The organism is Phormidesmis sp. 146-12 (assembly GCF_052939495.1).
Window position 1 is genome coordinate 28,320 of record NZ_JBJPHS010000023.1, and the last position, 26,098, is coordinate 54,417.

Genomic DNA, 26,098 nt, shown 5'->3' on the forward strand with positions numbered 1-26,098 from the left:
AGAACCAATGATGCGTGACCAATAATTTTATTGGAACTATCACAATGGAACGCATCGACATTCATCCGACTCATACTTACGGCGAGTTTAAGCTGCGTCGCGGGAAGCCTTTTCCGTTTGGCGCAACGATCGTGCCTGGCGGCGTTAATTTCTCGATTTTCTCCAGTCACGCGACATCTTGTGCGCTGGTGTTGTTCAAAAAAGGAATGCCGGAACCAATGGGGGAGATTCCCTTTCCTGATGAGTTTCGCATTGGCAACGTGTTTAGTATGACGGTGTTTGATCTCGATTACGAAAACATTGAGTACGGCTATCGGATGGATGGCCCTTTTGACCCCACGGCGGGACACTGGTTTGATTCGCGCAAAATTCTCATGGATCCTTACGCCAAAGTGATTGGTGGACGGGATGTGTGGGGAGTCACGCCCGATTGGAGCGATGTTTATCACCATCGATCGCGCATTGCCCTGGATGACTTTGACTGGGAAGACGATCGTCCGCTCGAAATTCCGCCCGAAGATCTGGTTGTCTACGAAATGCACGTTCGCAGTTTCACCAAGCATTCATCTTCTGGCGTTAAGCATCCCGGCACCTTTGCAGGCATTCGCCAAAAAATTGATTACCTCAAAGAACTGGGAGTCAACTGTGTAGAACTGATGCCCGTCTATGAGTTTGACGAGTTTGAAAATTCTCGACCCAATCCCCAAACGGGCGAGTTATTGGTCAATTATTGGGGCTACAGCACGGTTGGCTTCTTTGCACCCAAAGCGGGCTATGCCGCCACAGGTAAACTGGGAATGCAGGTCGATGAATTCAAAACTCTGGTCAAAGAACTGCACAAAAATGGTATCGAAGTCATGCTCGATGTCGTCTTTAACCATACGGCAGAAGGCAACGAACAGGGGCCTTATATCTCGTTTAGAGGCATCGACAATAAGACCTACTACATGCTCACGCCAGAAGGCTATTACTACAACTTTAGTGGGTGTGGAAATACGCTGAACTGTAATAACCCGATCGTTCGTAATATCGTTCTCGATTGCTTGCGCTATTGGGCAGCCGAATATCACATCGATGGGTTTAGATTTGATCTCGCATCCATTCTCGGTCGTGATCCCTGGGGCGCTCCGCTGGCCAATCCTCCTCTCCTCGAAACGCTGGCATTTGACCCGATTCTCGCCAAGTGCAAACTGATTGCCGAAGCCTGGGATGCAGGCGGACTCTATCAAGTTGGCTCCTTTCCAGCCTTTGGGCGCTGGGCAGAATGGAACGGCAAATATCGTGATGGCATTCGCAAATTTCTCAAAGGAGAACCCGGAAGTGCAGGCGATATGGCCCAACGAATTCAAGGCTCTCCCGACTTGTATGAATGGTCAGGACGCGCCCCCGCAACCTCAATTAACTTCATCACAGCTCACGACGGATTTACACTCGCAGATCTGGTTTCATACAACGAAAAACACAACGAAGCGAACGGCGAAAACAATAACGACGGCTCCAATGACAATGATAGTTGGAACTGTGGCGCAGAAGGCTGGACAGATGACCCTGGAATCAATTCCTTACGTCAAAGACAAATGCGAAACGCAATGGCAATGTTATTCGTCAGTCAGGGCATTCCCATGATTCTCATGGGAGACGAAATGGGACGCAGCCAGAATGGAAACAACAATACCTACTGTCATGACAACGATCTGAACTGGATCAACTGGGATCTTCTCAAAACAAACGCAAGCTTATTTCGATTTGTCAAACACTGTATCCACTTTCGTCACGCGCATCCCGTCTTACGCAACCACTGGCATTACCAGAATCGTGATTACGCAGGCAGCGGCTATGCAGACATCACCTGGCATGGGACACAAGCCTGGAATGCAAACTGGTCAGCCTCTAACAACACGCTCGCCTTTATGCTCTGCGGTAAACATGCCAAAGGCGGCACGATCGCTGACAATTTCATCTATGTCGCCATGAATATGCACTGGGAAGCCAGTTGGTTTGAGCTTCCGGGGTTGCCGCCTGAGATGCAATGGCACGTCTCCGTCAACACAGGCGCACCGTCTCCCGATGACTGCTGGGAGATTGGCAACGAACCCATTCTCGACAATCAGCAGGGGATTTTGTTGGGCGATCGCTCCCTCATCATCCTCGTTGGCAAATAAGCAGTTTGAGTTTTGGATCAAATGCATCCGCTGAGATTCAAAGCTCAAGCTTGCCCAATTAACCCTTGCCACAATTAACCATAATGGCAACAAAATAGTAGGTGGCTCCGTCATTCCTGCTTGGGGTGCGGAACTCAGCGATCGTTTAGACCCGTAGCTAACCTACTGATATGATGATTTCAAGATTTGCAGCCGCTCTCCTGATCGCAGGGGGTCTTCTCTCAGTGCAGGCGTTTGCAGCTAATGCGGGACAGAGCACTCGATCGGGTTCAAATGCAGGGACGATGGTTGCTCAGAAGAAAGCGAACTTACGCTACACGCCTCCCAAGCTTCCATCACGAGGCAGACCGCGAAACACGCAGGGGGCCGCTTCTCGTGGGGGTGAAGAGGTCGCTGTGGTGCAGGTAAAACTGTTGGCACCGACAGATCACATGGGTCAAACAACTCTAGGGCATCCCAGTTTTTTCTGGTACGTTTCGGGGGCTTCTCAATTTCCGGTAGAGTTTGCCTTGTTTGAGCGGGGCGTGGCAAAACCGATGTTTGTGAAGCGGATGGCGGTCAAACAAGCTGGAATCATCAAGCTAGAAATGCCTCAAAATCTGCCTGAATTGCAGCCTGGGAAAGACTATCGCTGGTCAATCTCGATCGTGCAGTTTCCCACGATGATTTCTCTCAATCCCGTCTCTCAATCATTTGTGACGCGCGTTGAGTTAACGGCTGACCAGGCAAAAAAGTTGGCGACTATTACATCAGGTCGCGATCGGGCTTCCTTCTACGCCGATGCTGGGATCTGGTATGACGCACTGGCGGCGATCGCAACTGACTACTTAAACAAGCCAACTGACCCTAATCTTCGCGCAGATTTGGTGACTTTACTCAACCAAATTGGTTTGCCCCAAGTCTTAGAACAAAAGCTATAGTCGTCTGTCGTATTATTCCAACGGCCTTTGTAGGTTGGAAGAAATTTGATAACAGCGAAGCCATGCCCACCAAGGTCTTCCAATTTGAAACTGAAGCTTTTTTGTTTTGAGTGTGGAGCTTTGAGCAGAAGACATGGAGTGTTGAGCAAAAAGCGTGGAAGGCGGAGTAAAAACAGGAACGCACCCTACGGGAAGCGAAGCTACCGCACTTCAAATAGGAACGATCGCGTTTCTGAGAAAATCAATCCACTGCCTTGCTGAAATGCTATGGTTTTTATGCTCGACCCCTCGCGGGTAACTCAAAACGACCCCTTGCGGGTAACTCGAAGAGATCGCACCTCCCTCCTATGTCTGACACGTCTTTTTTGGCATTTCAATTTACGTCTCCGGGGCCGATCTTGTTTGAGTGGGGCCCGATCGTTCTGCGCTGGTACGGGCTGCTGATTGCGTCCGCCGTCTTGATCGGAGTCAGTCTTTCTCAAACGTTAGCTACCAAGCGGCGGGTCGATCCAGAACTGTTGAGCGATCTGGCCGTGTGGCTCGTGGTGGCAGCGATTCCCAGTGCTCGGCTGTATTATGTGCTGTTTGAATGGCAGCAATATGCCCAACATCCCGAAAAGATTGTGGCGATCTGGGAAGGGGGAATTGCCATTCATGGAGCGATTTTGGGCGGTACGATCGCCGCTCTAATTTTCTCAAAGATCAAGCGAATTTCGTTTTGGCAGTTGGCGGATCTGGTGGCTCCGTCGTTGATTTTGGGACAGGCGATCGGGCGCTGGGGCAATTTCTTTAACTCAGAAGCCTTTGGCGCTCCGACCAATCTGCCCTGGAAGCTGTTTATTCCGCCCGTGCATCGTCCCGCTGGCTTTGAGAATGTTGAATTTTATCACCCCACTTTCTTGTACGAATCGCTGTGGAATTTGGCGGTGTTTGGTCTGTTGATGACGCTATTTATTCAAGATCTGCGCGGCAAAATTCGGCTAAAAGTTGGCACGCTGTTTTTGACTTACCTGATTGCTTACAGTTTGGGTCGCGTGTGGATCGAGGGACTGAGAACCGATAGCCTGATGTTTAGTGGATTACGAACGGCGCAAATTGTGAGTCTGATTGGAATCTCGCTCGGCGCGATCGGGCTAATCTGGCTGTATGGACTGCGGCGATCGCTTCCCGATGTCGTGCCTGATCCCAACGCCAGAGATTCTGAACTCTCGCAGTAAAAAATATCTAAAAATAAAAACCTCAATTTAAAAAGAAAAAACCCCCGAAGGGTTACTCCGGGGACTAGTCAGGGTGCATCTACCAATCCCCTTTACCCAAATCGTCGGTAGATATCCGGAAAGATTCTCCACGACAAACGTTTTTTTACCTGAGTGAGGCGCTAACAAACGTGATGAATGGGACTCCTTCAGACAATTTGCCGCGTTTGGCTCCTGGTGTTTACATTGTCGGAGCCGGGACGGGCGATCCAGAATTGCTGACCGTCAAAGCTCAAAAACTGCTGTCACAGGCAGACGTGATTCTATTTGCCGACTCTCTGGTGCCCAGACAACTCCTGGAGGGCGCTCGACCTGACGCAGAAATCGTGCCGACAGCAGACAAAACGTTGGAGGAAATTTTGCCTTTGATGATTGAGAAGGTGCGATCGGGACGGTCGATCGTGCGCCTCCATTCTGGCGATCCCTGTCTCTATGGTGCAGTCCAAGAACAGATGCAGGGGTTGTTAGCGGCTAAAATTCCATTTGAGGTGGTGCCGGGGATCAGTGCTTTTCAAGCGGCGGCGGCTCGGTTGCGGGTGGAATTGACCATTCCGGGATTGGTGCAGTCGATCATTTTGACGCGAATCAGTGGTCGTACCGAAGTTCCGCAGGCTGAAGAACTCTCGACTTTGGCAGCGCATCAAGCGAGTTTGTGCCTTTATCTAAGCGCCCGTCATATCGAGAAGGCGATGTGGAAACTGATGCAGCACTATCCTGCTGATACACCCGTCGCCATTTGCTTTCGGCTGGGTTGGGACGATGAAAAAATTAGAGTAGTGGCACTGTCAGAAATGGCGATCGTCACCCTTCAAGAAAATTTAATTCGCACTACGCTGTATGTAATTAGTCCCGCTTTGACGGCGGCCACCGTTCCTACCGAATTTATTTCAGGCGATCGTCCCCTTGATTTGACGGGTGCTCGATCGCATCTCTACGACCCTGATCACGATCGCTTGTTTCGCGCCTAGAATTTTTACGGATAGAAGCTCATATTGGGTAAGCCGAGCGTTTCTTCCCAGCCCATCATCAAGTTGAGACACTGAATCGCCTGACCCGCTTGACCTTTGAGCAGATTGTCGATCGCTGACATGACAATCACCCGATTGTTACGAGGATCAACCTCGATGCCGATGTAGCAAAGATTAGTACCAGCCGCCCACTTGGTTTGAGGATAGATGCCTACGGGCAAAAGTTTGACCCAGGGTGACGATCGATAAAACGCGCTGTAGATCGTCAACAGATCTTCTCGAACTAAACCCGGATCGCGCAAAGTAGCGTAAACCGTTGCGAGAATGCCGCGCACCATCGGGATCAAATGAGGCGTAAACTGCACCAGCACTTCATGACCTGCCAAATCGCTGCAAATCTGCTCAATCTCAGGCGTATGGCGGTGTCGCGTCACACTATAAGCTGCCAGCGAGTTGTCAGCCTCAGCCAGCAATAAATTGGTTTTGGGTTGTCGTCCGCCCCCAGAAGTGCCCGATTTAGCATCCACGATCGCCGTTTCGGCCACGATTAATCCCTGCTTGAGCAACGGTGACAACGCCATCAAACTCGCCGTCGGATAGCACCCCGGACAGCCCACCAACTGAGCCTGAGCGATGCGATCGCGATACAGTTCTGGTAGCCCATACACCGCCGTTTCGGCCACCTCGTGATCGGTGCGATCGCCGCCATACCAGGTTTTGTAGACATTCAGATCCGAAAAGCGATAGTCTGCCGACAAATCCAGCACTTTACAACCTTTTGCCAATAGGGTCGGAGCCATTTTGTAGGCCAGTCCATTCGGCAGCGAGAGAAAGACAGCTTGACAGCGATCGGCAATTTTGTCGAGGTCGATCGGCTCGATCTGCTGACTGACACGATGGGCCAGATGAGGATAGAGACTCGAAAATTCTTGACCTGCGCTACTGTCGCCGCCTAGATAAACCAATTCCAGGTTTGGGTGATCCATCAGCAGGCGAACCAACTGCACCCCACCATAGCCTGATGCGCCAACCACACCCACGGGTACACGCCCTAAATCACCCATGTTTTTTGACCCTTATGACAATTGAACGGCGAAACTTCTGCTGCATTGTAATGCTGAATCGGGAGATCTTAAAGAAGATCTGGTATGCCCAAAGATATAAGACTTTAGACCGAAGAAATCGTGATTCATCTTAAAACTTAAGGTCTTTGAAGTCTAGTGTCTAAATGGCAGAGGTTTGGGTGCGATCCCTGACGAATTTCTCAAACAAGTTGTCCCCTACTCTAGCGCTAGTTCACCCTACCTTTGGCGTTGTACGATACTCAGAACAGCCCGTTTGCAGAATCGAAATGATGATTTTTACCTGGTTGGTGGTGGCTTGGCTGGGCGGAACGGCGGCAATTTTGGGCAGTTTGATGACGATCGCCACCCTGCTCCTCTGGCTCGTTCCTCAAAAGTCTCCGTCCTGGCAAAATCGTTTGAAACTTTTGGGACTGTCGCTGGGGATGGCGATCGTCGGTTTCGCGTTGCTGCTGACGGTTCCGTTTCCCACCATTAGTTCACATTGAAGTGAAATTCTCGTCTTAAAGTCCCTCAGAATTGGCAGCTTGGGGAGCAGAAGATTTGAGCAACGAAGTGCAAGAACTTGACCAAATTGACTAACGCCCAGTCCAGCGTAAAACAACGACTTCCTCGCGCAGTTGTTCTTTGGTGGCGGTTGCCAGTCGAGTCCGAAAAAGATCGATGTTGACGACCTCATAGCCGAGCGATCGAGCAATATCCGCCAGCAGTTGTCCTGTGCGAATCATGACGCGCAAATAGGAAGCCTGATCCCCCACAACGTAGGCCAGTTGGGCACCTGGACGCAAAGCATATCTAAGATCCGCCAGATGTTTTGCCATGCCGCCAAAGTAAAGTTTTGTGGCTCTAGCATAGACCCGCTCAAATCCGCTCGTCTTGCCTAATTCGATTCGTCGGGCTTCGATGTCGTGGGCGATGCGCTGAATTTCGGGATGGTGCGCTACCCATTGATCGTCGTTGTCGGCTTTATAGACGTTGCGAGAATTCGATCGCATTAAGCCTTCTTTCATCGCTCGCAGTTCTGCTTTGTCGCGAATAAAGCCTAAAATCACCGATTCTAACCGAGTCGCGCGTGTGTAGTCTTTTTCGTTGGGGTAGGGCGGCGACGTGATCACAGCATCGATCGAGTCTGGCTCTAAGACTTTGAGAATGTGACGCGAGTCAGCGTGATGAACCGTTGCGGCTGTGTCAGAAAGGGGTTGAAGGTGATGGAGATCTTGCGCGATCGCTCCCATTGCGTCGAGCCACAGTTCCACCACGGGCGCATCTTGTTTGGGCTTGCCGACACAAACTTCGGGGCTAAACTGCAAATTGCCGACCGAGTAAACTAATACTTTTGCCAACGCTAATAATTCGTGCTGACAGTAGGGCGATTTGTCTTGTTGAATCTGTTCTAGCAAGACGAGCGTTTTGTGGAGCGGAAGCGGACTAATGGAATTTTTGAGCAACAGTTTGAGGCTGTCTTCGGGGAGCGATCTCAAGGAGATATCTCCTTCAGCGTTCAACAGGTTCTGAGTTTTTTCAGCGATCTGATGGGCATGGCTCAACAGTTTGTCAGCATCGGGAGTCCAATCGACTTTTACCGTCCCGGCAAACCAGGCCATCAAATTTGCCTCAACGCCGACACTGGGAATGCCCTGTTTTTTGCATTCGACGATCGTCGTCCCGGTGCCACAAAAGGGATCGAGAACCGTTTGACCAGACTCAACCCCAAATTTCTGCAAATAATCCTGCACCAGATGCGGCGGATAGGACAGCACAAACCGATACCAATCATGAGCCTTTCGATCTTGATCACGAAGATGATTGAGGTCTGAATTGCGGTGCTCGATCTTGAGATTGGGAATGAGAGGCTGTAGGTATTGCAACGGCTCTGAAGCTGGCGTAACTGGCACTGCCATTGTAGTAGAGCAATTGCTCTCTCAAAAGTTTCTTTTTCTACACAGGCCCCCGAAGTCTGATTTGACCTCTACAAATAAGCGGCGATCGTGCCCACAAATAGCTGAAACGCTCCGGGGGTGAAGTGAGGATTTAGGCCGCCGTCGTACTCAAATTTGCTCAACATTAATTGCAGCGATCGAATGCTGTTTTTGTTAATTAAAGAATTCTGCAAGGTTTTGGCGCGAAAGACAGGAACCAACTCAGTAAATGGAATCCGCACGGTAATCCATTCCCCACTCGCGGTATCAAAGGAGTGAGAATAAGCGATGCTGTCCCATTTGTCGTCGTCGCGAATTAGAAACTTATAGCGGTTGCCGTCGCCTTTTAGTCGAAGCTCAATTCCTGTGAAATGGGAGAGGTCGATCGCTGGCTCAAAGTTGCGCGTCCGAATCGAGGCAAAGCCACCTGAATTGGCTGTAGACACATTGCCTGTAAACAAAGCTGCCCCGTCCACAAATTGTACCGAACTCGCACTCACGCCTCCCATCACCACATCATCCAATGCGCCCCAACTGGTATTCATTTCAGACGCTTTGGCAAAATCAAACAACAGTCCCGACTGAGGATCGATCGCCTGCGATCGCACCGTTCCACCTTGAAACATTTTCTGAATCCAGCTTACAAATGGGATCACTTCAAAGTATGCCAGCGTTTGTACAAACCGACCTGCATCCCACTGAGTCCGTTTTTCTTGAGTCATGACTTTCCCGACAACACGTCTACTTCTAGCTTAACGCCAAGGCGATCCGGCGATTGAAGGGTAACAGAGGTCATGTAGAAATGCCTTAATTGTTAAGCCCACATAGATGCGAGATTCAACAAGTATGTAGAAATGCTACACGAATTGCATGATCACCTCATTTTCATCAGAACACACCAGATTGATCTCTGAATATATAAAAATACTGTTAACACTTATAACTCAGGCAATATTCTGTTGATAATAGATCAGGTTAATTACTTAACACGCTCTTGAAGATAGGTTAGCCCACCAGATACTGAGCAAAACACCTCATGATGAGCCATGATTCTGTTAGAAGAATTCTTATTCTGGCTGCTAATCCCAGAAGCTCGACTCCTTTACGTTTGGATCAGGAAGTTCGAGAGATTGACGATGCGCTAAAAGGTGCAAGAAATCGCGACCAGTTTGAACTCAAGCAGAAGTGGGCAGTGCGTCCCAAAGATATGCGACGATCAGTTTTGGAGTTCGAGCCGCACATCGTTCACTTCTCTGGACATGGGGCAGGAACAGGAGGGTTGGCGCTAGAAGACGAAGCAGGTCAAGCAAAACTGGTAAGTGCAGAGGCACTGGCAGGAATGTTTGAGTATGCTGAGCAGGTGGAGTGTGTGCTGCTTAATGCTTGTTACTCTGAGGTGCAGGCAGTTGCGATTGCACAACATATTCGCTACGTGGTTGGGATGAACCAGGAGGTTGGAGATCGGGCAGCGCTGGAGTTTGCAATTGGGTTTTACGATGCGCTGGGAGCGGGTAGATCAGTCGAGCGAGCATTTAAGGAGGGCTGCATCAGCATTCGCATGGCAGGAATTGCAGAACATCTGACTCCGGTGCTGAAGTGCCAATCTACTGGAAAGGCGACGGTCGTTGAAACAACTGCTCAATCTAATCAAAAATCACTTCCTCAACCATATCAACCAACTCAAATCGATCGTCTACCCTCGATGGACTCTTTGAAATTAGATGAACCAGAAGGGCAGATTCCTTTGGACTCTCCTTTGTATGTAGAGCGTCCACCGATCGAGAAGCGATGTTATGAGACGATCATGAAGCCGGGCGCATTAATTCGGATTAAAGCTCCTCGGCAAATGGGAAAATCTTCACTGATGCTGAGGATTCTGAATCATGCTATTCAGCAGGGATACCGAGCTACCTCTTTAGATTTACAGTCAGCCGGAAGACAGGTGCTGTCCAGCTTAGATAGTTTTCTGCATTGGTTTTGTGCCAGGGTGACTCGCAAGCTGAATTTAGCAGATAAGCTGGAGGACTACTGGAAAGGCGCTTTAGGAAGTAACGATAAATGCACCGACTATTTTGAGCTATATCTCTTGCCGAAAATCAATGGTGTATTAGCGCTCTGCTTGGATGAAGTGGATGAGTTGTTTAAGCATCCCGCGATCGCCAATGACTTTTTTGGCTTACTTCGAGCTTGGCATGAGGAGTCCAAAATCAATCCAGTCTGGAGAAATCTTCGCCTAGTGATCACTTATTCCAAAGAGGTGTATGTCCCTTTGGATGTGAATCGCTCTCCTTTCAATGTAGGCGTTCCTATTGATCTCCCTCAGCTTACTCAGAAGCAAGTTGAGAATTTGGTGCAACGGCATGGCTTGAGTTGGGTTGACACAGAGATCGCTCAATTAATGGTGCTGGTGGGTGGACATCCCTATCTACTGCGAATGGCGCTTTATCACATTGCGCTGGGAGACATTAGTCTGGAAAGACTCCAGCAGATCGCACCGACAGCAGAATGGGAATATGAAGGGCATCTCCGTCGCCATTTGCTCAACTTAGAGGAAGACGAAGCCTTGATTACTGCGATGAGGCAAGTTGTAATGAGTGACAAACCAGTTCGCATCAAAACCGCAGCAGCTTTTAAGCTCACTTGTATGGGACTGGTACGCTATCAGGGAAATGATGTCATACCAGTCTGTGATTTGTATCGCCGTTACTTCAAAGAACGTTTGGGGGTGGGCTAATGACTATAGAGCCAGAGTTTCCCTATGAGTATCAGGTTGGCGGCAGCCTTCCAGTGGATGCACCTACTTATGTTCGACGGCAAGCGGACGAAGATCTTTACCATGCTCTAAAATCAGGAGAGTTTTGCTATGTGCTAAATTCTCGGCAGATGGGAAAGTCTAGCTTGCGGGTGCAAGTAATGCAACAATTGCAGACGGAAGGAATTGCCTGTGCCGCGATCGACATTACCGCGATCGGCACGTCAGAAATCACGCTGGAGCAATGGTACGTGGGCATGGTCAACCGGATTGTGCGACCATTGCGATTGCAGCAATCGTTTGATTTGAATGCATGGTGGCAATCGCAGCATTTGATATCCTGCGTGCAACGGTTTGGCACATTTCTGGAAGAGGTGCTGCTGGAATTGGTGTCACAGCCGATCGTGATTTTGATTGACGAGATCGACAGTGTGCTGAGCTTGCCGTTTAACCTGGACGACTTTTTTGTGCTGATCCGAGAGTGCTACAACCAGCGGGCAGACAAGCCAGCCTACCGTCGCCTAACCTTTGCGTTGATTGGGGTCGCAACACCTTCAGATTTAATTCAGGATAAGCAGCGTACTCCATTCAATATCGGTCGCCCAATTCAGCTAACGGGCTTCCAACTTGAGGAGTCTGAGCCGTTAGCGCAAGGATTAGCCACCAAAACAACTGATCCGCAAGCAGTGATGCAAGTCGTACTGTATTGGACTGGAGGACAACCGTTTTTGACCCAGAAAGTTTGTCGGCTGATTCTTCAAGCAGAAGATGTAATTCCGGCAGGGCAGGAGACAGCGTGGATCGAGCATCTAGTGCGAACCCGGATTATTGAGAATTGGGAAGCACAGGATTCGCCAGAGCATTTAAAGACAATTCGTGATCGTATTTTCTATGCCAATGAACACCGCACTGGACAACTACTAGGGCTATATCAGCAGATCGTCCATCAAGGGGAAATTGCCGCAGATGATAGCTTGGGGCAGATAGCATTGCGGATTGCAGGACTGGCGGTAAAGCGGGAAGGAAAGCTACAAGTTTTCAATCGCATCTACTCTCTGGTGTTTAATCAAGCATGGATTGATCGGGTACTGGCAGATTTAAGACCTTATGCGGAAACACTTAATGCCTGGGTGACCTCAAAGTATCAGGATGAGTCGCGATTACTTCGAGGTAAGGCGTTACGAGACGGTCAAACCTGGGCGAACGGTAAAAAGTTGAGCTACGTGGACTATGTGTTTCTGGCTGCCAGTCAGGAGTTGGCAAGAAAAGACATTCAGAGAGACTTAGAAGCCCAGCAACAAGCCAATCAAATTTTAGACGAGGCTAGACACAAGGCAGAACTGGCATTAGAGGAGGAAATAAATGCCAATCAGAGATTAATCCAAGCTCAACAAGAGACGGAACGCATTATTCGTAAAGGTCAGGCTGTGCGAATATTGACACAGTTTGTTTCTGGAATAGCTGTGGTGCTGGCTGTTGGAGCGGTTCTATATGCAGGCGATCGATTTCTTGCGGCAAGTGAAGAGGAATATCGAGCTAATCAGTTAACAGGAGAGGCAAATTTAGCTAAAGAAGAGGCAAAATCAGCTAAAGAAGAGGCAAAATCAGCTAAAGAGCAAGCTAATTTTTTTCAGACAGATGCACAGAACGCAAAAGAAATTGCAGAGCAAGCCAGGACATCTCTTAGCACTGCCGTAGTAGAACTGCAACAAGTCAAAAGGGAATCTAATCAGCAAATCTTAGCAGCAGGTCTAAAGGTACAAGCAGCAAGAAAGCAAACGGATGAGTCAGAGTACAAACAACAGGTGGCTGAAGAAAAAATTGAAGTGGCAAGGGCAGAACGTGACTATGTGCTTCGTGAAACAGAGATTCAATGGGCGGGCATCAATGCACTGCGACGATTTGAGACCAAAGAAGTAGAAGAAATAGATTCATTAATTGAGGCAATGGAAAGTGGACAAGCATTGCAAAAGTTAATTAAGCAAAATTCTAAAGCTAATAAAGCTCACTCAGCGAGTGGTTCTGTGCTAGCTCTTCAGCGAATTCTTGATCAAATTCGCCAGATGAATCGGTTTAAAGTAGAGCAAAATATCGGGCGCGTTACAAGTTTCAACCTTAGCCCAGATGGAAGATATTTAGCAGTGGCAAGTAGAGAGGGAGGAATTGAAAGCGTGATTTGGGTTTGGGATCTACTTGGCAAATCTTCACCGCAACGATGTCTTGTCAACGGATTAGTCACCAGTGTTGGACTTAGCCCAGACAACACATCTCTTGCCTTTGTGAGTACAGATGGTGGTAAAACTAAAATGCAGTTTTGGAATTTGCTGGCTAATCAAATCACACAACCGTGGTTGATAAGTCCAAAGAGTGAAACTCAGAACCTAGTCACCAACTTAAGATTTAACCCCAAGCAGAAGCAGATTGCTACGCTAGAGGACAACCCATCAGAGGCAGCAACAATTACTGAGTCCACCGTAAGACTCTGGGATCTTGATGGAAATGAACAAGCCCACTGGACTATTGATACGGAAAGAATGTTCAGTATTGAATTTAGTCCCGACGGGAAAGCCTTAATGACCGCAGGCAAGGGCGGAAAAGTACAAATCTGGTCTCTTGATGGACAGCTAAAGAAAGAATGGAATACAAATCAAGGCTCGGTAAGAAGTATAGCTCTCAGTCCAGATGGAAAAAGGCTCGTGACAGTCGGTGATAATGGCTTGGGAGGTGATGTACGGATCAATATCTGGACAGAGCCACTCTCAGGAAGATTTTCCAGATCGACTACCTTGGTTGTGGGTAATGTCGGAATTATGAAAAGTATTAGTTTTAGCGCTGACGGAAAACGTATAACTGCTATTGCTCAGAATGGCACAGTGCGAGTGTGGAATTTGCTAGCAAGACAAAATACTTTATTTAGCGATTCCCACGATGCTGCTTTTAGTTCAAACGGGAGTATTGCGATCGCTAGTAAGGGTAACGTGACGCTCTGGGGGGTGTCAGAAGAGGGGAAACAAGATGCAGTTTTGAAACCGTTGTCGTTAGCTGCGAAGTTGACAAATTTAGGACAAATTAGGAGTGTAACCTTCAGTTCTGACGGACAAATGCTGGTAACAGCTGACAAAGAAGGTACTGTAAGATTTTGGAATCTTTCGGGTGAAGAGATTCGAGCTTCGCTTTCAGTGGGTCTGACTAGAATTACAAATATTAGGCTGAGTCGCAACGGTAGGTATTTACTTGTCGTTGGTTTCGATGAAGTCAAACTTTGGAACTTAGCCAATCTGGAAACCATTCCAATGGAAAGCAAAGTGTTGATCTCTGGTGCAAGCTTTAGTCCCCGTGGAGAAAAGCTGATCGTTGCAGAATCCAGCGGTGTAGTCCGGCTGTGGGACTTGTCCGGCAATCCCATCTCTCGACCGATCTTGAGAGGTCGAGAAAATTGGATCACAAGCTTGAGCTTTAGTCCAGATGGACAATCGTTCGTTACCGGAGTTAATGATGGTTCAATTCGACTCTGGAATTTATCTGGTCAACAGATTGCTCAGTGGGACGGTGAGCAAGAGGTTAATAGCGTGAGCTTCAGCCCTGATGGACAACAATTCCTCACCTCTGGGAAGGATGGAACTGTGAAGCTCTGGTACATTGAGGACGTTAATATGCTGCTGAAACGCGGTTGTAATTGGCTTAGTGACTATATTAACAGAGGTTCCCAAACCTCAAGTGTGAACAAAATCTGCCCCATCGATCAATCTAGCTCCAGTGCAAGCGTTAATCAATAGAAACAGGAATGAGCTTAAGTAAAAGTGTAGAATGTGTCAAAAACTACTTAGGAACGGGAACTAAATAACATGGAATTTTGTAGGTTGGGTAAAGCTTTGCGAAACCCAACAATTGCTGAGGTGTTGGGTTTCATGCTTCAACCCGACCTAAGAAGTTATTTAATTCGCGATCCTTAGTTTGAACATAATGAACTCAATGTTTCTTCTTGTGTCTGCGTCTTTAACGCTAATTCTATTTAAGTAACTTAATGCAGACTTTAGCAAATCTATCAATCTATCCTGACTGGCCCCTCGACTCGCGGCTTCCTCATATGCCTTTTGAAAGGAAACACCTGCATTTTTAAAGAGTTGATCCTCGGTCAGACCTAAACTGTCAAGTAACACAGGAAAGCTAGATCTATCCTTCAAGGCTGATACTGATAAATTTGCAGATTCTGTATATTTTGCTTCACCGAAGAGCTTAGATATTTTTTCATATTTCAGAATAAATCCTTTCTTTCTTAGTTCATTTATGTTACTGGTTAATTCAATCTTGTCAATTCTCAATTTCTTGGAGCTTTCCTTGTTACGCTCCTGCAAGTTAATTAGTTCTTGATATATGTTGATGGCCCGCTCACAATTGTTGTACTCATATTTTTTATCAATACAAGTCTTATATAAAGCTCTCCCATAGTTATAGTACAGTTTTAGTCTCTGCTCGTCGCTAAGCTCATTTGTATCTTTTTTAGAAAAAAGAGCTTCATAGTAGGTGAGGGCAGCGTCAAAATCAGCGCGGTCGAAATAGCGCAGCCCATCAAGCAAGTACTTATCTATGCTTTCGGAGCCGAATCGATTTCTACTAATTAAGTAGAATTGACGAATTTCTTTTATCTTTTCTGCATTTTTTAAGGGAATAGAACGGGAACTGTATAGTGAATCCTTGGGTAAAATCTTAAGTTCGTATGTTTCTACTTCTTCTCTTTTTAAGAAATCACTCAAATAGTACTCACCAATATTTCTACGGTTTGCTACTTTAGAAAGTCCTGCTTTTTCTACGGTTACTTTCGCATCAATAGGACTGTTGGATGGTAGTTCTCTTAATCTGATTAACACGTCAGAGCCAGATGCTCTGCTGGAGACAATTAAAGCAACTAGCCAGAGCAAACTTAGATAAACTACTTTGGACTTCATCTCTCTTGTAAACAACTCCTCTAGAATTATAAATGGTGGGTGTAGTTCCAGGTAAATAATGCAGCTTTATCATTACTCACTTGATTGTAAGCGGCGCTCATCATAGTAGATGAGAACGAACTAGCACAAAAGTTTTGCGAAGTCGTGATTGTGAGGAAAGAAACAGCAATTCTTATTTCGAAGCATTTGTACTATTATCAGCAGTCTGAACGTGTGTTTTGACCAAATTGTTGAACGATAGAATCAGTGTTTCAGCGAGACGATTTGGGTGAAATAGAACGCTTGTATTGCCAAAATCTCCATAATGAGAATTGCTGGGAAAGAAAAGTCGATGGAATAAGCCCCCCTCCACTTCGTCCTTGCATAGTCAGCTAGAATATTAGCTATGGCAAACGTAAATCAGTCTTGAGAATCGATGAGCACAACAAAAGTTAACAATTTCAATCGTGAGTAAATCACGATTGAAATTTAACCTGATGGGAACTGGAAGTTTTCAGAATGAATCCGACCTTTGAAACCATGCCCCTTGAGAACCTGCGTGCATACGTTCTCAGCAATCAGACTGATACGGCGGCTTTTCATCCCTCGTCGATCAACTCAAAGCCCAGGGTCAAAGAGTCCAATATCTCTACCCCAACACTTCAGAAAATCTGAAAATTATGCAGCAGGCAATTCGCAAAAATTTAGGGCGGTAATGCATTTCACCCAACAAATTGTGCAAACAGCCGCGATCGCCAAATCTGGTGTAATCTGCTCTTAACCATAAGGAATGCGAAATGGCTAAGTTTCAGCCTCCAGGCTTTGGGCAAAAGCATCTTGAGACCTCGTTGGGCACGATCGCTTACTACACTCCCCTGAGCGAACCCTGGACGATTGTCGAGTCGCGTCCGACTTTGGTGTTTTTACACAATTTTGGCGGCGGGTCGTCGGCTTATGAATGGTCGAAGGTGTATGCGGCATTTGCTCAGAGCCATCAAGTGATTGCCCCTGATTTGATTGGTTGGGGACGATCGTCCCATCCCGAACGCAGCTATCAGATCGACGATTACATCACCACGATCGCGGAGTTGATTCCCCAAATCGCCCAAGAACCTGTGACCGTTATTGCCTCTTCGCTGACGGGAGCGATCGCCATTCGGCTTGCCGTTCAAAAACCAGACTTGCTGCGATCGCTGTTTCTCGTCTGTCCGTCTGGATTTGCCGATTTTGGTCAAGATGCGGGTCGTAGACTTCCTTTATCGATCATTGGCACGCCTTTATTGGACAAGTTGATCTATACGATCGGAGCCATGAACGAAGTCGCCGTCCGCAACTTTTTAGAGCAGTTTTTGTTTGTGGATCGCGATCGGCTCACCAATGAGACCGTCGCCGCCTATCTCGAATCTGCTCAACAGCCTAACGCTGAGTATTCTGCTCTAGCATTTTTGCGCGGCGATTTATATTTTGACTTGTCTCTCTACATTCCTCAGTTGGCTGTCCCGACTGCACTGCTCTGGGGCGCGGAGGCCCAATTTACGAATGTGACGCTGGGCCGTCGATTAGCTGCTCTCAACCCAGACGTGATCCAGGACTTTCAAGTAGTGCCAGAAACCGGAATTTTGCCTCATCTAGAACAGCCAGGAGTCATAACAGCCCTATTGTCCAAGTGGTTACAAAAATTTCAAACGAGGGCCAAGCGTCCTTCAAGAGACTATTCAGACTGATGAATGAAATCTCTAAACCCATGTGAATCCGATGAAGGTGGCTCATGCGGTGTTGGGGTCTTCTAACCCCCCAAGCTGCCAATTCTGGGGGACTCTTAAATTCGGATTTCTGGTTCAAAGTCCCTGACTCGTGGGGAATTTGGGGGGCCACCCGGATTAATCACCGTAGCGAAAGATTTCATCGAATTCACGTTACTTTAAAGCGCAAAATGGACACCCCGCTACGCTGGGAATGCCCATCTAGAAAATCAATGACTCTGCGCGGCTTAACGATTGGCAGCCGGAGCAGACCCACCCTCAGCGCTGCGCGGAAACGGCGAATCGACAAAGCCAATTTCTAAAAGCTGTTGGTAAGCCTTTTTGCCCAAATCTCTCGTTGGCTGCTGACTTCGGATGATTTGCACCAGTAGCGGAACGGCCAATTCGGGTTGATTTTGGGCGCGATGCACCAACGCCAACTGATAGGTCGCCTGATCACGCATCTGAGCCGTTTCTAACGCCTTTTTGCGTTGGCTGTCTGCGACTCGATTATCGATTCCTGAAAAGCTGCTGGCTAATTCTTGATAAAAATTTGACAACTGATTGTAAACCTGACGGGCTTCTTGTAGCTTTTTGAGCGCCAGGGGATAGTTTTGACCATTAACCGCTTTGGTGGCATCCTCCATCAAGCGTTGTCCACCCTGAAGGCTGAGAATGCTGTCATTTTGAGCAAGGGGACGCAGATCGTCGGGCTGGGCGGGCGGAGCAGAAGGTGCGGGAGTCTGGGCACCAGCGGGTCTGATCAAAGTCAGGCTTGCCAAAACCGATAGAGACATCAGCGTTGGGACGAGGCGGCGGAGAACAGTTCCAGAAGGTACCATGAATGACCTTTTACGTATTTTCAGAAGTGGGACAACTCGACACTTGGGTATCTTACCCCGTAGAGAACCCGATCGCAATGAATTGAAAACTAGCGGTCATCATGCGATCGACGCACTCTAAATCAAGCTTGTAACTCTAAGAAGCAGGAATCAGAGTCAAAGTTCCTTTTCTAGATGAGATCTTTTAGGGTGACGAATCATGCTCTCTTTACGCAGCTTGTCCACGATCGCCGCCTTCTTACAAAGCGATTTCAGCAAGTTGATTTCAGCAGATTTAGAATTCTCAGCTTTTTCTCAGGATGGTATCAGTCTGACCTCATTGTCTTGCAGCAATCTGTAATCAAGCGACGGCAAGAGTCGGTCGTATCCCATTACTCAAGGAAATAAGACCATGAAGTGGAACGTGATTTTTGTCATCGGCGCTCTAACCGTCAGTTTGGTCGCCTGTTCTACGCCTACTCCCAGCACCAATCAAGCGGCTCCCAGTGTCTCCCCAGCCGCAGATTCTATGAAACAGGGTGATGCGATGAAACAAGGAGACGCAATGAAACAGGGTGATGCCATGAAGAAAGACGGCGACGCGATGAAGAAAGACGATGCGATGAAACAAGGGGACGCGATGAAAAAAGATGGTGATGCCATGCAACAAGGGGACGCAATGAAAAAAGACGATGCCATGAAGAAAGATGGCGACGCGATGAAAGATACGAAAAGCAAACCCTAGTGATGTGTAGCGCCAAAAAGGGGGAGGATCAACGCTCAGATTTGTGTAGTTTTGACCGCTCCCCTGGGTCACGCTTCTGTTTCCATTTGAGCCACAAGACAATGAACAAACTTTTGCGGCAAAGGCGACAACTCCTTTTGTATCTAGGGCTTGGTCTTTCGGGAGCCGCACTGGGACTCTCATCCAGAAGTCGGAATGAACCGATTGCCCTTCCTCAAATCAGCCCTGAACCCTCGATCGCACTCCCTGACTCTGGTCGATCGCTGCCAGAATTTCAGGGCATTGCTCAGTGGTTAAACTCGTCTGCGGTGTCGATCGCCAATCTCAAGGGCAACGTTGTTCTGATTCAGTTTTGGACATTTGCGTGTATTAATTGTCAGCGGACGCTTCCTGCGATCGTGCAATGGCATCAGAAATACGAAGCTCAAGGCTTAAAGATCATCGGTATCCACACACCAGAGTTTGCCTTTGAACGCAAAGTAGATAACGTTAAGCAAGCGCTTGAGAAACACAAAATCACTTATCCGATTGCGATCGACAACGACTTTAAAACCTGGAATGCCTACGAGAATGAATATTGGCCGCATTTGTTTCTCGGCGATCGTCAAGGTCTGATTCGCTATGACCACATTGGTGAAGGTGCGTATGACCAGACAGAACGACTCATTCGACAACTGCTGAAAGAGGCTTGATTGCCCATCTATAGCCGTCCTATTTGAGTTGTGATTCGGTGGTTAGTGTTTAGTGGTCGATCAAAGGCTAAGAACTAATGACTAATCTAATACCCAATCGATTTATTAATGCTACAGATCCTTCTCCCCCTAAATCCCCCATTCTGGGGGACTTTGAGAATTCGAGACTTCTTTGGCTTGAAGTCACCTACAAGTGGCGGATTTAGGTTGCTCTCCCAGATCTGTAGCACTCAAAGATCAATTTGGTATGAGAACCCGCCCTTTGAAGATTTTCACAAATGATTCAGGATTGCTATCCTAAGATTCCCTACCATGCTTTCTATCTCGCTGTCGCTGTTGGCTGGCATTCTGACTGTTTTATCGCCCTGTGTGCTGCCGATTTTGCCGATTTTGGTGGGGCGATCTCTTCGAGTTACCCGCAAGGGGTCGCTTCAGTCACATCGTCTGGGCCCAGTGGCGCTGGTGGTCGGATTGGTGAGCGGGTTTGCGGTTGCGGGGAGTGTGATTGGGCTGACAGCAAGCTGGGTGACAGAATTGGCGAATTGGCTGAGATTTGGAGCGATCGGGTTGCTGCTGATCTTAGGCACGCTGGCAATGTTTCCAACCTGGAGTTACCGCTTATTTAGCTACTTGCCCGCGGGTCGATTGCAGCCCTCTAAGCGAGTCGGACTCTGGGGAGAATTTTGGTTAGGAACACAGCTAGGACTCTTGTGGACACCCTGCGCTGGGCCGACTTTAGGCGCAATTTTAATCCTGGCGGCTGTGCATCATCAAGTGATTAGCGCCTTTGGATTGTTATTAGTTTATGGCGTGGGGGCTGCTTTGCCGCTCTTGGCGATCGCTTACGGAGGACGATTTTTTAGCCAGCGATTATTAAACTTGCGGTCGTACAGTTCAACGCTACAGCGAATCGGAGGACTAATAATTGTAGGAACAGCGATCGCGATTCTGCTCGGTTGGGACATTCAAATTCAACTCTGGTTAGCCCCCCTCTTTCCACCCTTACAACTGTGAGGCTAGATGTAAATTCGCCGTACTACTGCACTGCGGTTGTCCCTTCCAAAACGTCTCCTAAATCCCCTTAAATTGAGGACTGTGAACTAAAAATTCTGTCTAAAAGTCCCTCAGAATTGGCAGCTTGGGAGGCAGAAAATTTCAACAATGCAGCGAAAAACTTCAACCCATTGCCACCCCTGCAACTCATGACAAATTCAACTCCCAAACGTCAACCAAAGTCGCCCAGTCAAGCAATCCTGGCGAAGACTTTTCATTGGGTTAATCTGCTTAGTCTCATTTTAATGATTGTTAGCGGGCTGCAAATCTACAATGCAAATCCAGTGTTTGGCGGGCGAGGCGGCTGGCGCTTTCCAGAAGTTGTGACGCTGGGCGGATGGCTGGCCGGGGGGAGAGATTGGCACTTTGCAATCATGTGGATTTATTCACTCAGCCTGTTGCTGTATGGAATCTATATCTTCGTGACTCGTCGCTGGCAACATCGATTTGCGAGTGGTGGCGATGTCAAAGCTGTGCGCGTTAGTCAAAATCAGAAGCGTAAAACCTATGCGTGGCACCGATTAGTTTACACAGCGATTATTCCAATTTTAGTGTTAGCGATCGCCAGTGGTTTAGCGATGTACAAACCTGCTCAGTTGCATTGGCTTTCTAGTTTATTTATCAATTGGCAAACGCTTCGTACAATTCACTTTATGACGGTGCCGATCGTGATCCTCTTCACAATCACTCACACATTGCTGGCGCTGAAAGTGGGAACAATTCGCCTGATCAAATCTATGTTTCTATAGCCATATGAATCTCATTCTGCCAAAACGCTTTTCACGTCGCCAATTGCTACAGGCAGGGCTTTCTGGAGCCGGATTGTTATTAACGGGCTGTGGATCAAGTCTATTGTCTGAAACAGTGGGACAACTGTCGGAGCCGTTAAATCAAAGCATTGAAACGCTGCTCCTGTCACAAGAGCCTGTCCCCGAATTTGATGTTGCTGCCATTGAGTCAGACAAACTCCTGATCAACTCCTTTAATGGAACGCCACAACTCGCGATCAAAGACAGCAAGGAGCGTGCTCAGTTTCGATTATCGATCACGGGTCAAGTCAACAATCCCCTACGACTGAGCCTCGTAGATCTAGAGAAAATGCCGCTTACGTCGATGGTGATTCAGCATGTGTGTGTAGAAGGGTGGGCGGCGATCGTCCAGTGGGGCGGCGTGCGGTTGCGCGATTTGTTGATGCTGGCACAGCCCAAAAATGGGGCAAAGTATGTCTATTTCAAATCGGCTGACGGCTATTTAGAAAGTTGGGACTTGGCTTCGACGCTGCATCCTCAAACCTTGATGGCTTATCAAAAAAATGGACAGCCCCTATCCCCCGAAAATGGTGCCCCTTTACGGTTAGCGTCTCCGATTAAACTCGGCTACAAACAAAGTAAATGGGTAACGGAGATCACGCTGGTCGATCGTCTGTTACCCAACAAAGGCTACTGGGAAGATCAGGGTTATGAATGGTTTGGCGGACTGTGAGAAGGTCGCTAAATTAACGCAAATTCGACAAAATTTTTCCGCGATCAAGGGTTGATTTCTTGAATCGCCCAGGTGCCGTCGCTCAGAACGTACTGTCTACGATTTTGAGGATCGCCTCTCAGTTCTAAATGATCGACTTGAGTTGCTTTGAGTAGCAGTAGACAAAAATGGGGTAAGGGTTCCACTGGGTCGGGAGGCGGCGGAGAAAACTCGATCGCATCAGCCCTCGGTTTACCAGGATGGGCCCAGGCAAATTGAATCCGCGCACTGTCTGAGAGTGTTTGCCAGGCGATTTGACGGGCGCTCTGTAGGGAAGGATCTTCACCATTTTCTCGTACCAAGGTCAGCGTCCCTAATAGACGAAACTGTTCACGAGTGTTGGGAAAGTACCAGCAAGCTTCTGCCCAAGAATTTTGGTCAATCTGACCCGCCTTTTCACTGCGAGCATCGACGACAAACTTCAATTGGTTCGTCTCGTCATCAAAAAAGCCTCGAAAGACAACCGTGCGATTTGCGGGTTTGTTGTCCGATCGCACCGTCGCCAGTTGTAAATAACGGGCATAAACGAGAGAACGGTTGCGGTGTAGAGCGCGGGAGAGGGGCGATCGCCAGGGAGCAAGGGGCATGAAGGAAGGAGAAAAGAGGGCGGAAAACGATCGGCGTATTTACATCTGCTAGTCGCTGTTCGTCATTGATATTTTAAGGGCTTGTGTAGACAGAATGAAAGGGATTTTTGGCGTTGCTGAATCGCGGGATGAATTGCCCAAATGCCAAAGGGAAACTAAATGTTCAAAGTCCCCCAATTTTGGGGAATTTAGGGGGCGAAAAGATTAACAACTCCCACGCATTCATCCCTTCAATCAGCAACGCCGGATTTTTTAATGACAACCCTCCGAGTTAATCACAACAAATTATTGAATCTTCAGATGAAGATCATTTGTGCAGACTTAACACCTCCTTGAGGGCTGATATTGAGATAGAAATTTTTGAGAATGGAGGATTTGAAACTCTCTCGCAGGGTGCAAGTTCAGAATAACCGTCTCGTCTAGTGTTGTAGGGCAGTTGATTCCACGAGAAAAGTTAAGAGTCAACCATTCACAAAAGTAGGAGATCTATCTATTATGTTCTTTCACAAAAAAGAAACGATTCATACAGTTAATATTGATGAAGCCAATCCTCGGTTTGCTCAACTTTTGCTAGAGCAATTTGGGGGGGCAACGGGTGAGCTTTCTGCGGCGCTGCAATACTGGGTGCAGTCTTTTCACGTCGAGAATGCTGGAATTAAAGACATGCTTCAGGACATTGCGATCGAAGAATTTGGACACCTGGAAATGGTCGGCAAACTGATCGAAGGACACACCAAAAATGTCGATCAAACAGACGCTTACAAAAGCACTTTATTTGCAGTCAGAGGAATGGGGCCGCACTTTTTAGACAGTCAGGGCAACGCTTGGACGGCAAACTATCTGAATGAAGGCGGCGATGTTGTGCGCGATTTGCGTTGTAATATTGCAGCCGAAGCGGGGGCCCGACAAATGTATGAAGACTTGATCAAATTAGCTCCTGATGAAGGCACCAAAAAAACGCTGGTACATCTCCTGACTCGTGAAATTTCTCACACTCAGATGTTTATGAAAGCGCTGGATTCTTTGGGCAAGTTGACCGATCCCATGTTTGGCAATGTTGCTCCCGATGAGACGGTTGATATCTACTACAATCTCTCTTCTAACGGCAAAGAAGATGAACGCGGCCCCTGGAACTTAGAGCCAACTTTTCGCTACATCGCCGACCCTGTTAAACAGAGCTAACGATAATTCCAGCAAGGTTTGCTGACAAAATAACCACAAAAAAATGGGTAGTGGAACCTGCGATCGTCCATTACCCATTATTTCTAAAAAATCAGGTTGTCTCTTAACGTCAGAATAGCTGGAGATTGATGTTAACTTCGCAGGAGCCTTCGGAGAGCATCTATGATTTGTGCAAGAAGCCTATTATCTTCAAAACTTCTAGACCAAACGGAAGATAAACGGATAGCGGAATGGCTCGTCAGGCTTACCAAAACAGTGAAGCAGCGCCCAAGCGGTCAGCCCCCAATGGAGAGCAAACCCAATCCCAAAAACGATCGCTCCAAATAACCCAAAGGTAATCAGGGACGGCAAGAAAACAACGATTCCTAATACCACTGCCCAAAACCAGACATTAAAGTGAAAGTTAATCGATTCTTTGGCGTTGGCTTTGACGACAGGATCATCAGAAATTAGGGTAATCACGATCGGCACCCCGATCGATAAGATGGTCGTGCTAAAAAAGATTGCTCCGTGAGACAGGCAAGATAACAGCTTGCGCTTGTCCGAATCGTAGGTTCCCTGCATTCTTGAGTCTCCTGTTTTGATGGGGTTCGTAGTTTGATCGTACCGTTTCCCGTTTGGTAGTCAGTAGTGGAGTTTACCGTACTCTCCTACTCGTAAAACATTTCTCTTCAGTTAGGTTTAATTTTCTTCAAGAATCTGTCGAACGATCAGTCTCTTGATGCGTCTTAGGAGTGAGGATAACTTCTGGATTAAAGGGCGGTGCGGTGAAGCCGTTAGCAGAATTGTTTTGCACAGGTTGAGAAAATCGCTGCGCTAGACTGACGAAATCGGAGGGCACCATTACGATCGTCGTGGTGTTATTTTCTGCCCCAACTTCGGTGAGCATTTGTAATCGACGTAACTCTAAAGCGACCGGATTGGCATTGATCATTTGAGCTGCTTCGGCTAATTTTGCGGAGGCTTCCTGTTCGGCATCGGCTTTAATGATGCGGGCCCGCTTTTCTCGAATGGCTTCGGCTTCTTTGGCCATCGCTCGCTGCATTGTCGGCGGAATTTCGACATCTTTGGTTTCGACTCGCTCGATCACAATGCCCCAGGGTTCTGTGATTTCATCAACGATTTCTTGCACTTTGACGTTAATTTTGTCGCGGTTTTGCAGCACATCATCCAGAATGTTTTGTCCGACAACATTTCGCAGCGTCGTGAGTGCCACTTGATAAACGGCGACTTCGTAATTTTCGACTCGATTAATGGCTTTTGAAGGGTCAATAATTCGGTAATAAAGGACAGCATTCACGCGAATCGTCACGCTATCAGCCGTAACGGTTTCTTGTGGCTCGATGTTGACCGTTTTAGTCCGAATATCAATTTGAACTTTTTGATCAACAAAGGGCATGATCCAATACATTCCCGGCCCCAAAACGCCTTTAATTCTCCCCAGTCGAAAAATTACGCCGCGCTGATATTCTCGATCGATCTTCAGTCCGTTGAGCGACAAAATTAATAGAGCGCCCAAAAAGGCAGTCACCAGGCTTCCCATAATCGTTTTTGTTAATAGTGATAGCTCTGTTCTAACACGGCGATCGCAGTGGACTGGTAGGTAAAAAGTCACGAGTCAACAGCGTTTTGTATGGCAATCCCAAATCACTCGTGAAATGCAGACTTGATCGTGCCCCCTAAATCCCCCAAAGTTGGGGGACTTTGAGGCGAGAGACTTCCTAGATTTCAAGACCCATTCCCCAGTTTCAAAGTCCCCCAGACTGGGGGA

The 26,098-nt window shown here is 47.7% G+C and carries 23 protein-coding genes; 15 read left to right on the forward strand and 8 right to left on the reverse strand.

All coding sequences use genetic code 11. The annotated features are described in order from the left end of the window. Positions 1–44: 44 nt before the first annotated feature. From glgX to cobM, 4 genes are all read left to right on the forward strand, one after another. Positions 45–2,162, forward strand: coding sequence for a glycogen debranching protein GlgX (gene glgX, locus ACKFKF_RS12235; protein ID WP_446867963.1), 2,118 nt, complete (start codon positions 45–47; stop codon positions 2,160–2,162). A 170-nt stretch (positions 2,163–2,332) separates the two neighbouring features. Continuing rightward, complete coding sequence (locus tag ACKFKF_RS12240; RefSeq protein WP_446867964.1) at positions 2,333–3,082, forward strand: DUF928 domain-containing protein; 750 nt, start codon at positions 2,333–2,335, stop codon at positions 3,080–3,082. Between the two features lie 347 nt (positions 3,083–3,429). Next, complete coding sequence (gene lgt / locus ACKFKF_RS12245) at positions 3,430–4,299, forward strand: prolipoprotein diacylglyceryl transferase (RefSeq protein ID WP_446867965.1); 870 nt, start codon at positions 3,430–3,432, stop codon at positions 4,297–4,299. A gap of 173 nt (positions 4,300–4,472) precedes the next feature. Further along, entirely contained in the window at positions 4,473–5,306 is an 834-nt protein-coding gene (gene cobM / locus ACKFKF_RS12250) for a precorrin-4 C(11)-methyltransferase (protein ID WP_446860507.1), read from the forward strand. Between the two features lie 5 nt (positions 5,307–5,311). On the opposite strand, the gene argC is transcribed toward cobM, so the two are convergent. After that, positions 5,312–6,370: an N-acetyl-gamma-glutamyl-phosphate reductase gene (gene argC / locus ACKFKF_RS12255; protein ID WP_446867966.1), complete on the reverse strand. Its 1,059-nt coding sequence runs from the start codon at positions 6,368–6,370 to the stop codon at positions 5,312–5,314. Positions 6,371–6,579: 209 nt separating this feature from the next. Here argC and ACKFKF_RS12260 point away from each other — a divergent pair, with 209 nt between their 5' ends. Continuing rightward, entirely contained in the window at positions 6,580–6,876 is a 297-nt protein-coding gene (locus tag ACKFKF_RS12260; RefSeq protein WP_446867967.1) for a hypothetical protein, read from the forward strand. Positions 6,877–6,966: 90 nt separating this feature from the next. On the opposite strand, the gene ACKFKF_RS12265 is transcribed toward ACKFKF_RS12260, so the two are convergent. Together ACKFKF_RS12265 and ACKFKF_RS12270 are read right to left on the reverse strand one after the other, a co-directional pair. Next, positions 6,967–8,289 (reverse strand): DNA methyltransferase, encoded by a 1,323-nt coding sequence (locus tag ACKFKF_RS12265; protein ID WP_446867968.1) that lies wholly within the window; start codon positions 8,287–8,289, stop codon positions 6,967–6,969. 68 nt (positions 8,290–8,357) lie between these two features. After that, on the reverse strand, positions 8,358–9,029 hold the full coding sequence (locus tag ACKFKF_RS12270) for a CIA30 family protein (protein ID WP_446867969.1): 672 nt from the start codon (positions 9,027–9,029) through the stop codon (positions 8,358–8,360). Between the two features lie 314 nt (positions 9,030–9,343). Here ACKFKF_RS12270 and ACKFKF_RS12275 point away from each other — a divergent pair, with 314 nt between their 5' ends. Both ACKFKF_RS12275 and ACKFKF_RS12280 read left to right on the forward strand, forming a co-directional pair. Continuing rightward, on the forward strand, positions 9,344–11,041 hold the full coding sequence (locus ACKFKF_RS12275) for an AAA-like domain-containing protein (protein WP_446867970.1): 1,698 nt from the start codon (positions 9,344–9,346) through the stop codon (positions 11,039–11,041). Next, the gene (locus tag ACKFKF_RS12280) at positions 11,041–14,835 is read left to right on the forward strand and encodes an AAA-like domain-containing protein (RefSeq protein ID WP_446867971.1); all 3,795 of its coding nucleotides are present in this window, start codon (positions 11,041–11,043) and stop codon (positions 14,833–14,835) included. The genes ACKFKF_RS12275 and ACKFKF_RS12280 overlap by 1 nt, the downstream gene beginning before the upstream one ends. A 159-nt stretch (positions 14,836–14,994) precedes the next feature. On the opposite strand, the gene ACKFKF_RS12285 is transcribed toward ACKFKF_RS12280, so the two are convergent. Further along, positions 14,995–16,005, reverse strand: a complete 1,011-nt coding sequence (locus ACKFKF_RS12285; RefSeq protein WP_446867972.1) for a hypothetical protein — start codon at positions 16,003–16,005, stop codon at positions 14,995–14,997. A 498-nt stretch (positions 16,006–16,503) separates the two neighbouring features. On the opposite strand from ACKFKF_RS12285, the gene ACKFKF_RS12290 reads away from it, so the two are divergent. Together ACKFKF_RS12290 and ACKFKF_RS12295 are read left to right on the forward strand one after the other, a co-directional pair. Continuing rightward, positions 16,504–16,659, forward strand: coding sequence for a DUF6887 family protein (locus ACKFKF_RS12290; RefSeq protein WP_446867973.1), 156 nt, complete (start codon positions 16,504–16,506; stop codon positions 16,657–16,659). 122 nt (positions 16,660–16,781) lie between these two features. Further along, on the forward strand, positions 16,782–17,708 hold the full coding sequence (locus ACKFKF_RS12295) for an alpha/beta fold hydrolase (protein WP_446867974.1): 927 nt from the start codon (positions 16,782–16,784) through the stop codon (positions 17,706–17,708). Positions 17,709–17,974: 266 nt separating this feature from the next. Here the strand turns inward: ACKFKF_RS12295 and ACKFKF_RS12300 are convergent, their stop codons facing one another. Beyond that, positions 17,975–18,568, reverse strand: coding sequence for a hypothetical protein (locus ACKFKF_RS12300; RefSeq protein ID WP_446860501.1), 594 nt, complete (start codon positions 18,566–18,568; stop codon positions 17,975–17,977). A gap of 391 nt (positions 18,569–18,959) precedes the next feature. Between ACKFKF_RS12300 and ACKFKF_RS12305 the strand changes: the two genes are divergently transcribed. The 5 genes from ACKFKF_RS12305 to ACKFKF_RS12325 all read left to right on the forward strand — a co-directional run bounded on the left by ACKFKF_RS12305 (position 18,960) and on the right by ACKFKF_RS12325 (position 22,519). Beyond that, the gene (locus ACKFKF_RS12305) at positions 18,960–19,292 is read left to right on the forward strand and encodes a hypothetical protein (protein WP_446867975.1); all 333 of its coding nucleotides are present in this window, start codon (positions 18,960–18,962) and stop codon (positions 19,290–19,292) included. A gap of 101 nt (positions 19,293–19,393) precedes the next feature. Then, a complete protein-coding gene (locus ACKFKF_RS12310; protein ID WP_446867976.1) occupies positions 19,394–19,984 on the forward strand; it encodes a thioredoxin family protein in 591 nt (196 codons plus the stop codon). A gap of 312 nt (positions 19,985–20,296) precedes the next feature. Then, positions 20,297–20,998 carry a cytochrome c biogenesis CcdA family protein gene (locus ACKFKF_RS12315; RefSeq protein WP_446867977.1) on the forward strand — a complete coding sequence of 234 codons (702 nt, stop codon included), beginning with the start codon at positions 20,297–20,299 and terminating at the stop codon, positions 20,996–20,998. Between the two features lie 188 nt (positions 20,999–21,186). Continuing rightward, on the forward strand, positions 21,187–21,786 hold the full coding sequence (locus ACKFKF_RS12320; protein ID WP_446867978.1) for a cytochrome b/b6 domain-containing protein: 600 nt from the start codon (positions 21,187–21,189) through the stop codon (positions 21,784–21,786). Positions 21,787–21,790: 4 nt separating this feature from the next. Next, positions 21,791–22,519 (forward strand): molybdopterin-dependent oxidoreductase, encoded by a 729-nt coding sequence (locus ACKFKF_RS12325; RefSeq protein ID WP_446867979.1) that lies wholly within the window; start codon positions 21,791–21,793, stop codon positions 22,517–22,519. Positions 22,520–22,563: 44 nt separating this feature from the next. On the opposite strand, the gene ACKFKF_RS12330 is transcribed toward ACKFKF_RS12325, so the two are convergent. Next, positions 22,564–23,145, reverse strand: a complete 582-nt coding sequence (locus tag ACKFKF_RS12330) for an Npun_F5749 family FMN-dependent PPOX-type flavoprotein (protein WP_446867980.1) — start codon at positions 23,143–23,145, stop codon at positions 22,564–22,566. A 495-nt stretch (positions 23,146–23,640) separates the two neighbouring features. Here ACKFKF_RS12330 and ACKFKF_RS12335 point away from each other — a divergent pair, with 495 nt between their 5' ends. Beyond that, complete coding sequence (locus tag ACKFKF_RS12335; RefSeq protein ID WP_446867981.1) at positions 23,641–24,327, forward strand: manganese catalase family protein; 687 nt, start codon at positions 23,641–23,643, stop codon at positions 24,325–24,327. 198 nt (positions 24,328–24,525) lie between these two features. On the opposite strand, the gene ACKFKF_RS12340 is transcribed toward ACKFKF_RS12335, so the two are convergent. After that, complete coding sequence (locus ACKFKF_RS12340; RefSeq protein ID WP_446860493.1) at positions 24,526–24,891, reverse strand: DUF4870 domain-containing protein; 366 nt, start codon at positions 24,889–24,891, stop codon at positions 24,526–24,528. A 127-nt stretch (positions 24,892–25,018) separates the two neighbouring features. Beyond that, positions 25,019–25,942 (reverse strand): SPFH domain-containing protein, encoded by a 924-nt coding sequence (locus ACKFKF_RS12345; RefSeq protein ID WP_446867982.1) that lies wholly within the window; start codon positions 25,940–25,942, stop codon positions 25,019–25,021. Between the last annotated feature and the right edge of the window lie 156 nt (positions 25,943–26,098).

Bases quoted from the DNA above. Each gene is read 5' to 3' on its own strand.
- ACKFKF_RS12330 (WP_446867980.1), bottom strand. From the start codon at position 23,145: ATGCCCCTTGCTCCCTGGCGATCGCCCCTCTCCCGCGCTCTACACCGC.
- ACKFKF_RS12335 (WP_446867981.1), top strand. From the start codon at position 23,641: ATGTTCTTTCACAAAAAAGAAACGATTCATACAGTTAATATTGATGAA.
- glgX (WP_446867963.1), top strand. From the start codon at position 45: ATGGAACGCATCGACATTCATCCGACTCATACTTACGGCGAGTTTAAG.
- ACKFKF_RS12325 (WP_446867979.1), top strand. From the start codon at position 21,791: ATGAATCTCATTCTGCCAAAACGCTTTTCACGTCGCCAATTGCTACAG.
- ACKFKF_RS12290 (WP_446867973.1), top strand. From the start codon at position 16,504: ATGAATCCGACCTTTGAAACCATGCCCCTTGAGAACCTGCGTGCATAC.
- ACKFKF_RS12320 (WP_446867978.1), top strand. From the start codon at position 21,187: ATGACAAATTCAACTCCCAAACGTCAACCAAAGTCGCCCAGTCAAGCA.
- argC (WP_446867966.1), bottom strand. From the start codon at position 6,370: ATGGGTGATTTAGGGCGTGTACCCGTGGGTGTGGTTGGCGCATCAGGC.
- ACKFKF_RS12280 (WP_446867971.1), top strand. From the start codon at position 11,041: ATGACTATAGAGCCAGAGTTTCCCTATGAGTATCAGGTTGGCGGCAGC.
- ACKFKF_RS12275 (WP_446867970.1), top strand. From the start codon at position 9,344: ATGATGAGCCATGATTCTGTTAGAAGAATTCTTATTCTGGCTGCTAAT.
- ACKFKF_RS12240 (WP_446867964.1), top strand. From the start codon at position 2,333: ATGATGATTTCAAGATTTGCAGCCGCTCTCCTGATCGCAGGGGGTCTT.
- ACKFKF_RS12265 (WP_446867968.1), bottom strand. From the start codon at position 8,289: ATGGCAGTGCCAGTTACGCCAGCTTCAGAGCCGTTGCAATACCTACAG.
- ACKFKF_RS12270 (WP_446867969.1), bottom strand. From the start codon at position 9,029: ATGACTCAAGAAAAACGGACTCAGTGGGATGCAGGTCGGTTTGTACAA.
- ACKFKF_RS12285 (WP_446867972.1), bottom strand. From the start codon at position 16,005: ATGAAGTCCAAAGTAGTTTATCTAAGTTTGCTCTGGCTAGTTGCTTTA.
- lgt (WP_446867965.1), top strand. From the start codon at position 3,430: ATGTCTGACACGTCTTTTTTGGCATTTCAATTTACGTCTCCGGGGCCG.
- ACKFKF_RS12305 (WP_446867975.1), top strand. From the start codon at position 18,960: ATGAAGTGGAACGTGATTTTTGTCATCGGCGCTCTAACCGTCAGTTTG.
- ACKFKF_RS12295 (WP_446867974.1), top strand. From the start codon at position 16,782: ATGGCTAAGTTTCAGCCTCCAGGCTTTGGGCAAAAGCATCTTGAGACC.
- ACKFKF_RS12340 (WP_446860493.1), bottom strand. From the start codon at position 24,891: ATGCAGGGAACCTACGATTCGGACAAGCGCAAGCTGTTATCTTGCCTG.
- ACKFKF_RS12310 (WP_446867976.1), top strand. From the start codon at position 19,394: ATGAACAAACTTTTGCGGCAAAGGCGACAACTCCTTTTGTATCTAGGG.
- cobM (WP_446860507.1), top strand. From the start codon at position 4,473: ATGAATGGGACTCCTTCAGACAATTTGCCGCGTTTGGCTCCTGGTGTT.
- ACKFKF_RS12300 (WP_446860501.1), bottom strand. From the start codon at position 18,568: ATGGTACCTTCTGGAACTGTTCTCCGCCGCCTCGTCCCAACGCTGATG.
- ACKFKF_RS12315 (WP_446867977.1), top strand. From the start codon at position 20,297: ATGCTTTCTATCTCGCTGTCGCTGTTGGCTGGCATTCTGACTGTTTTA.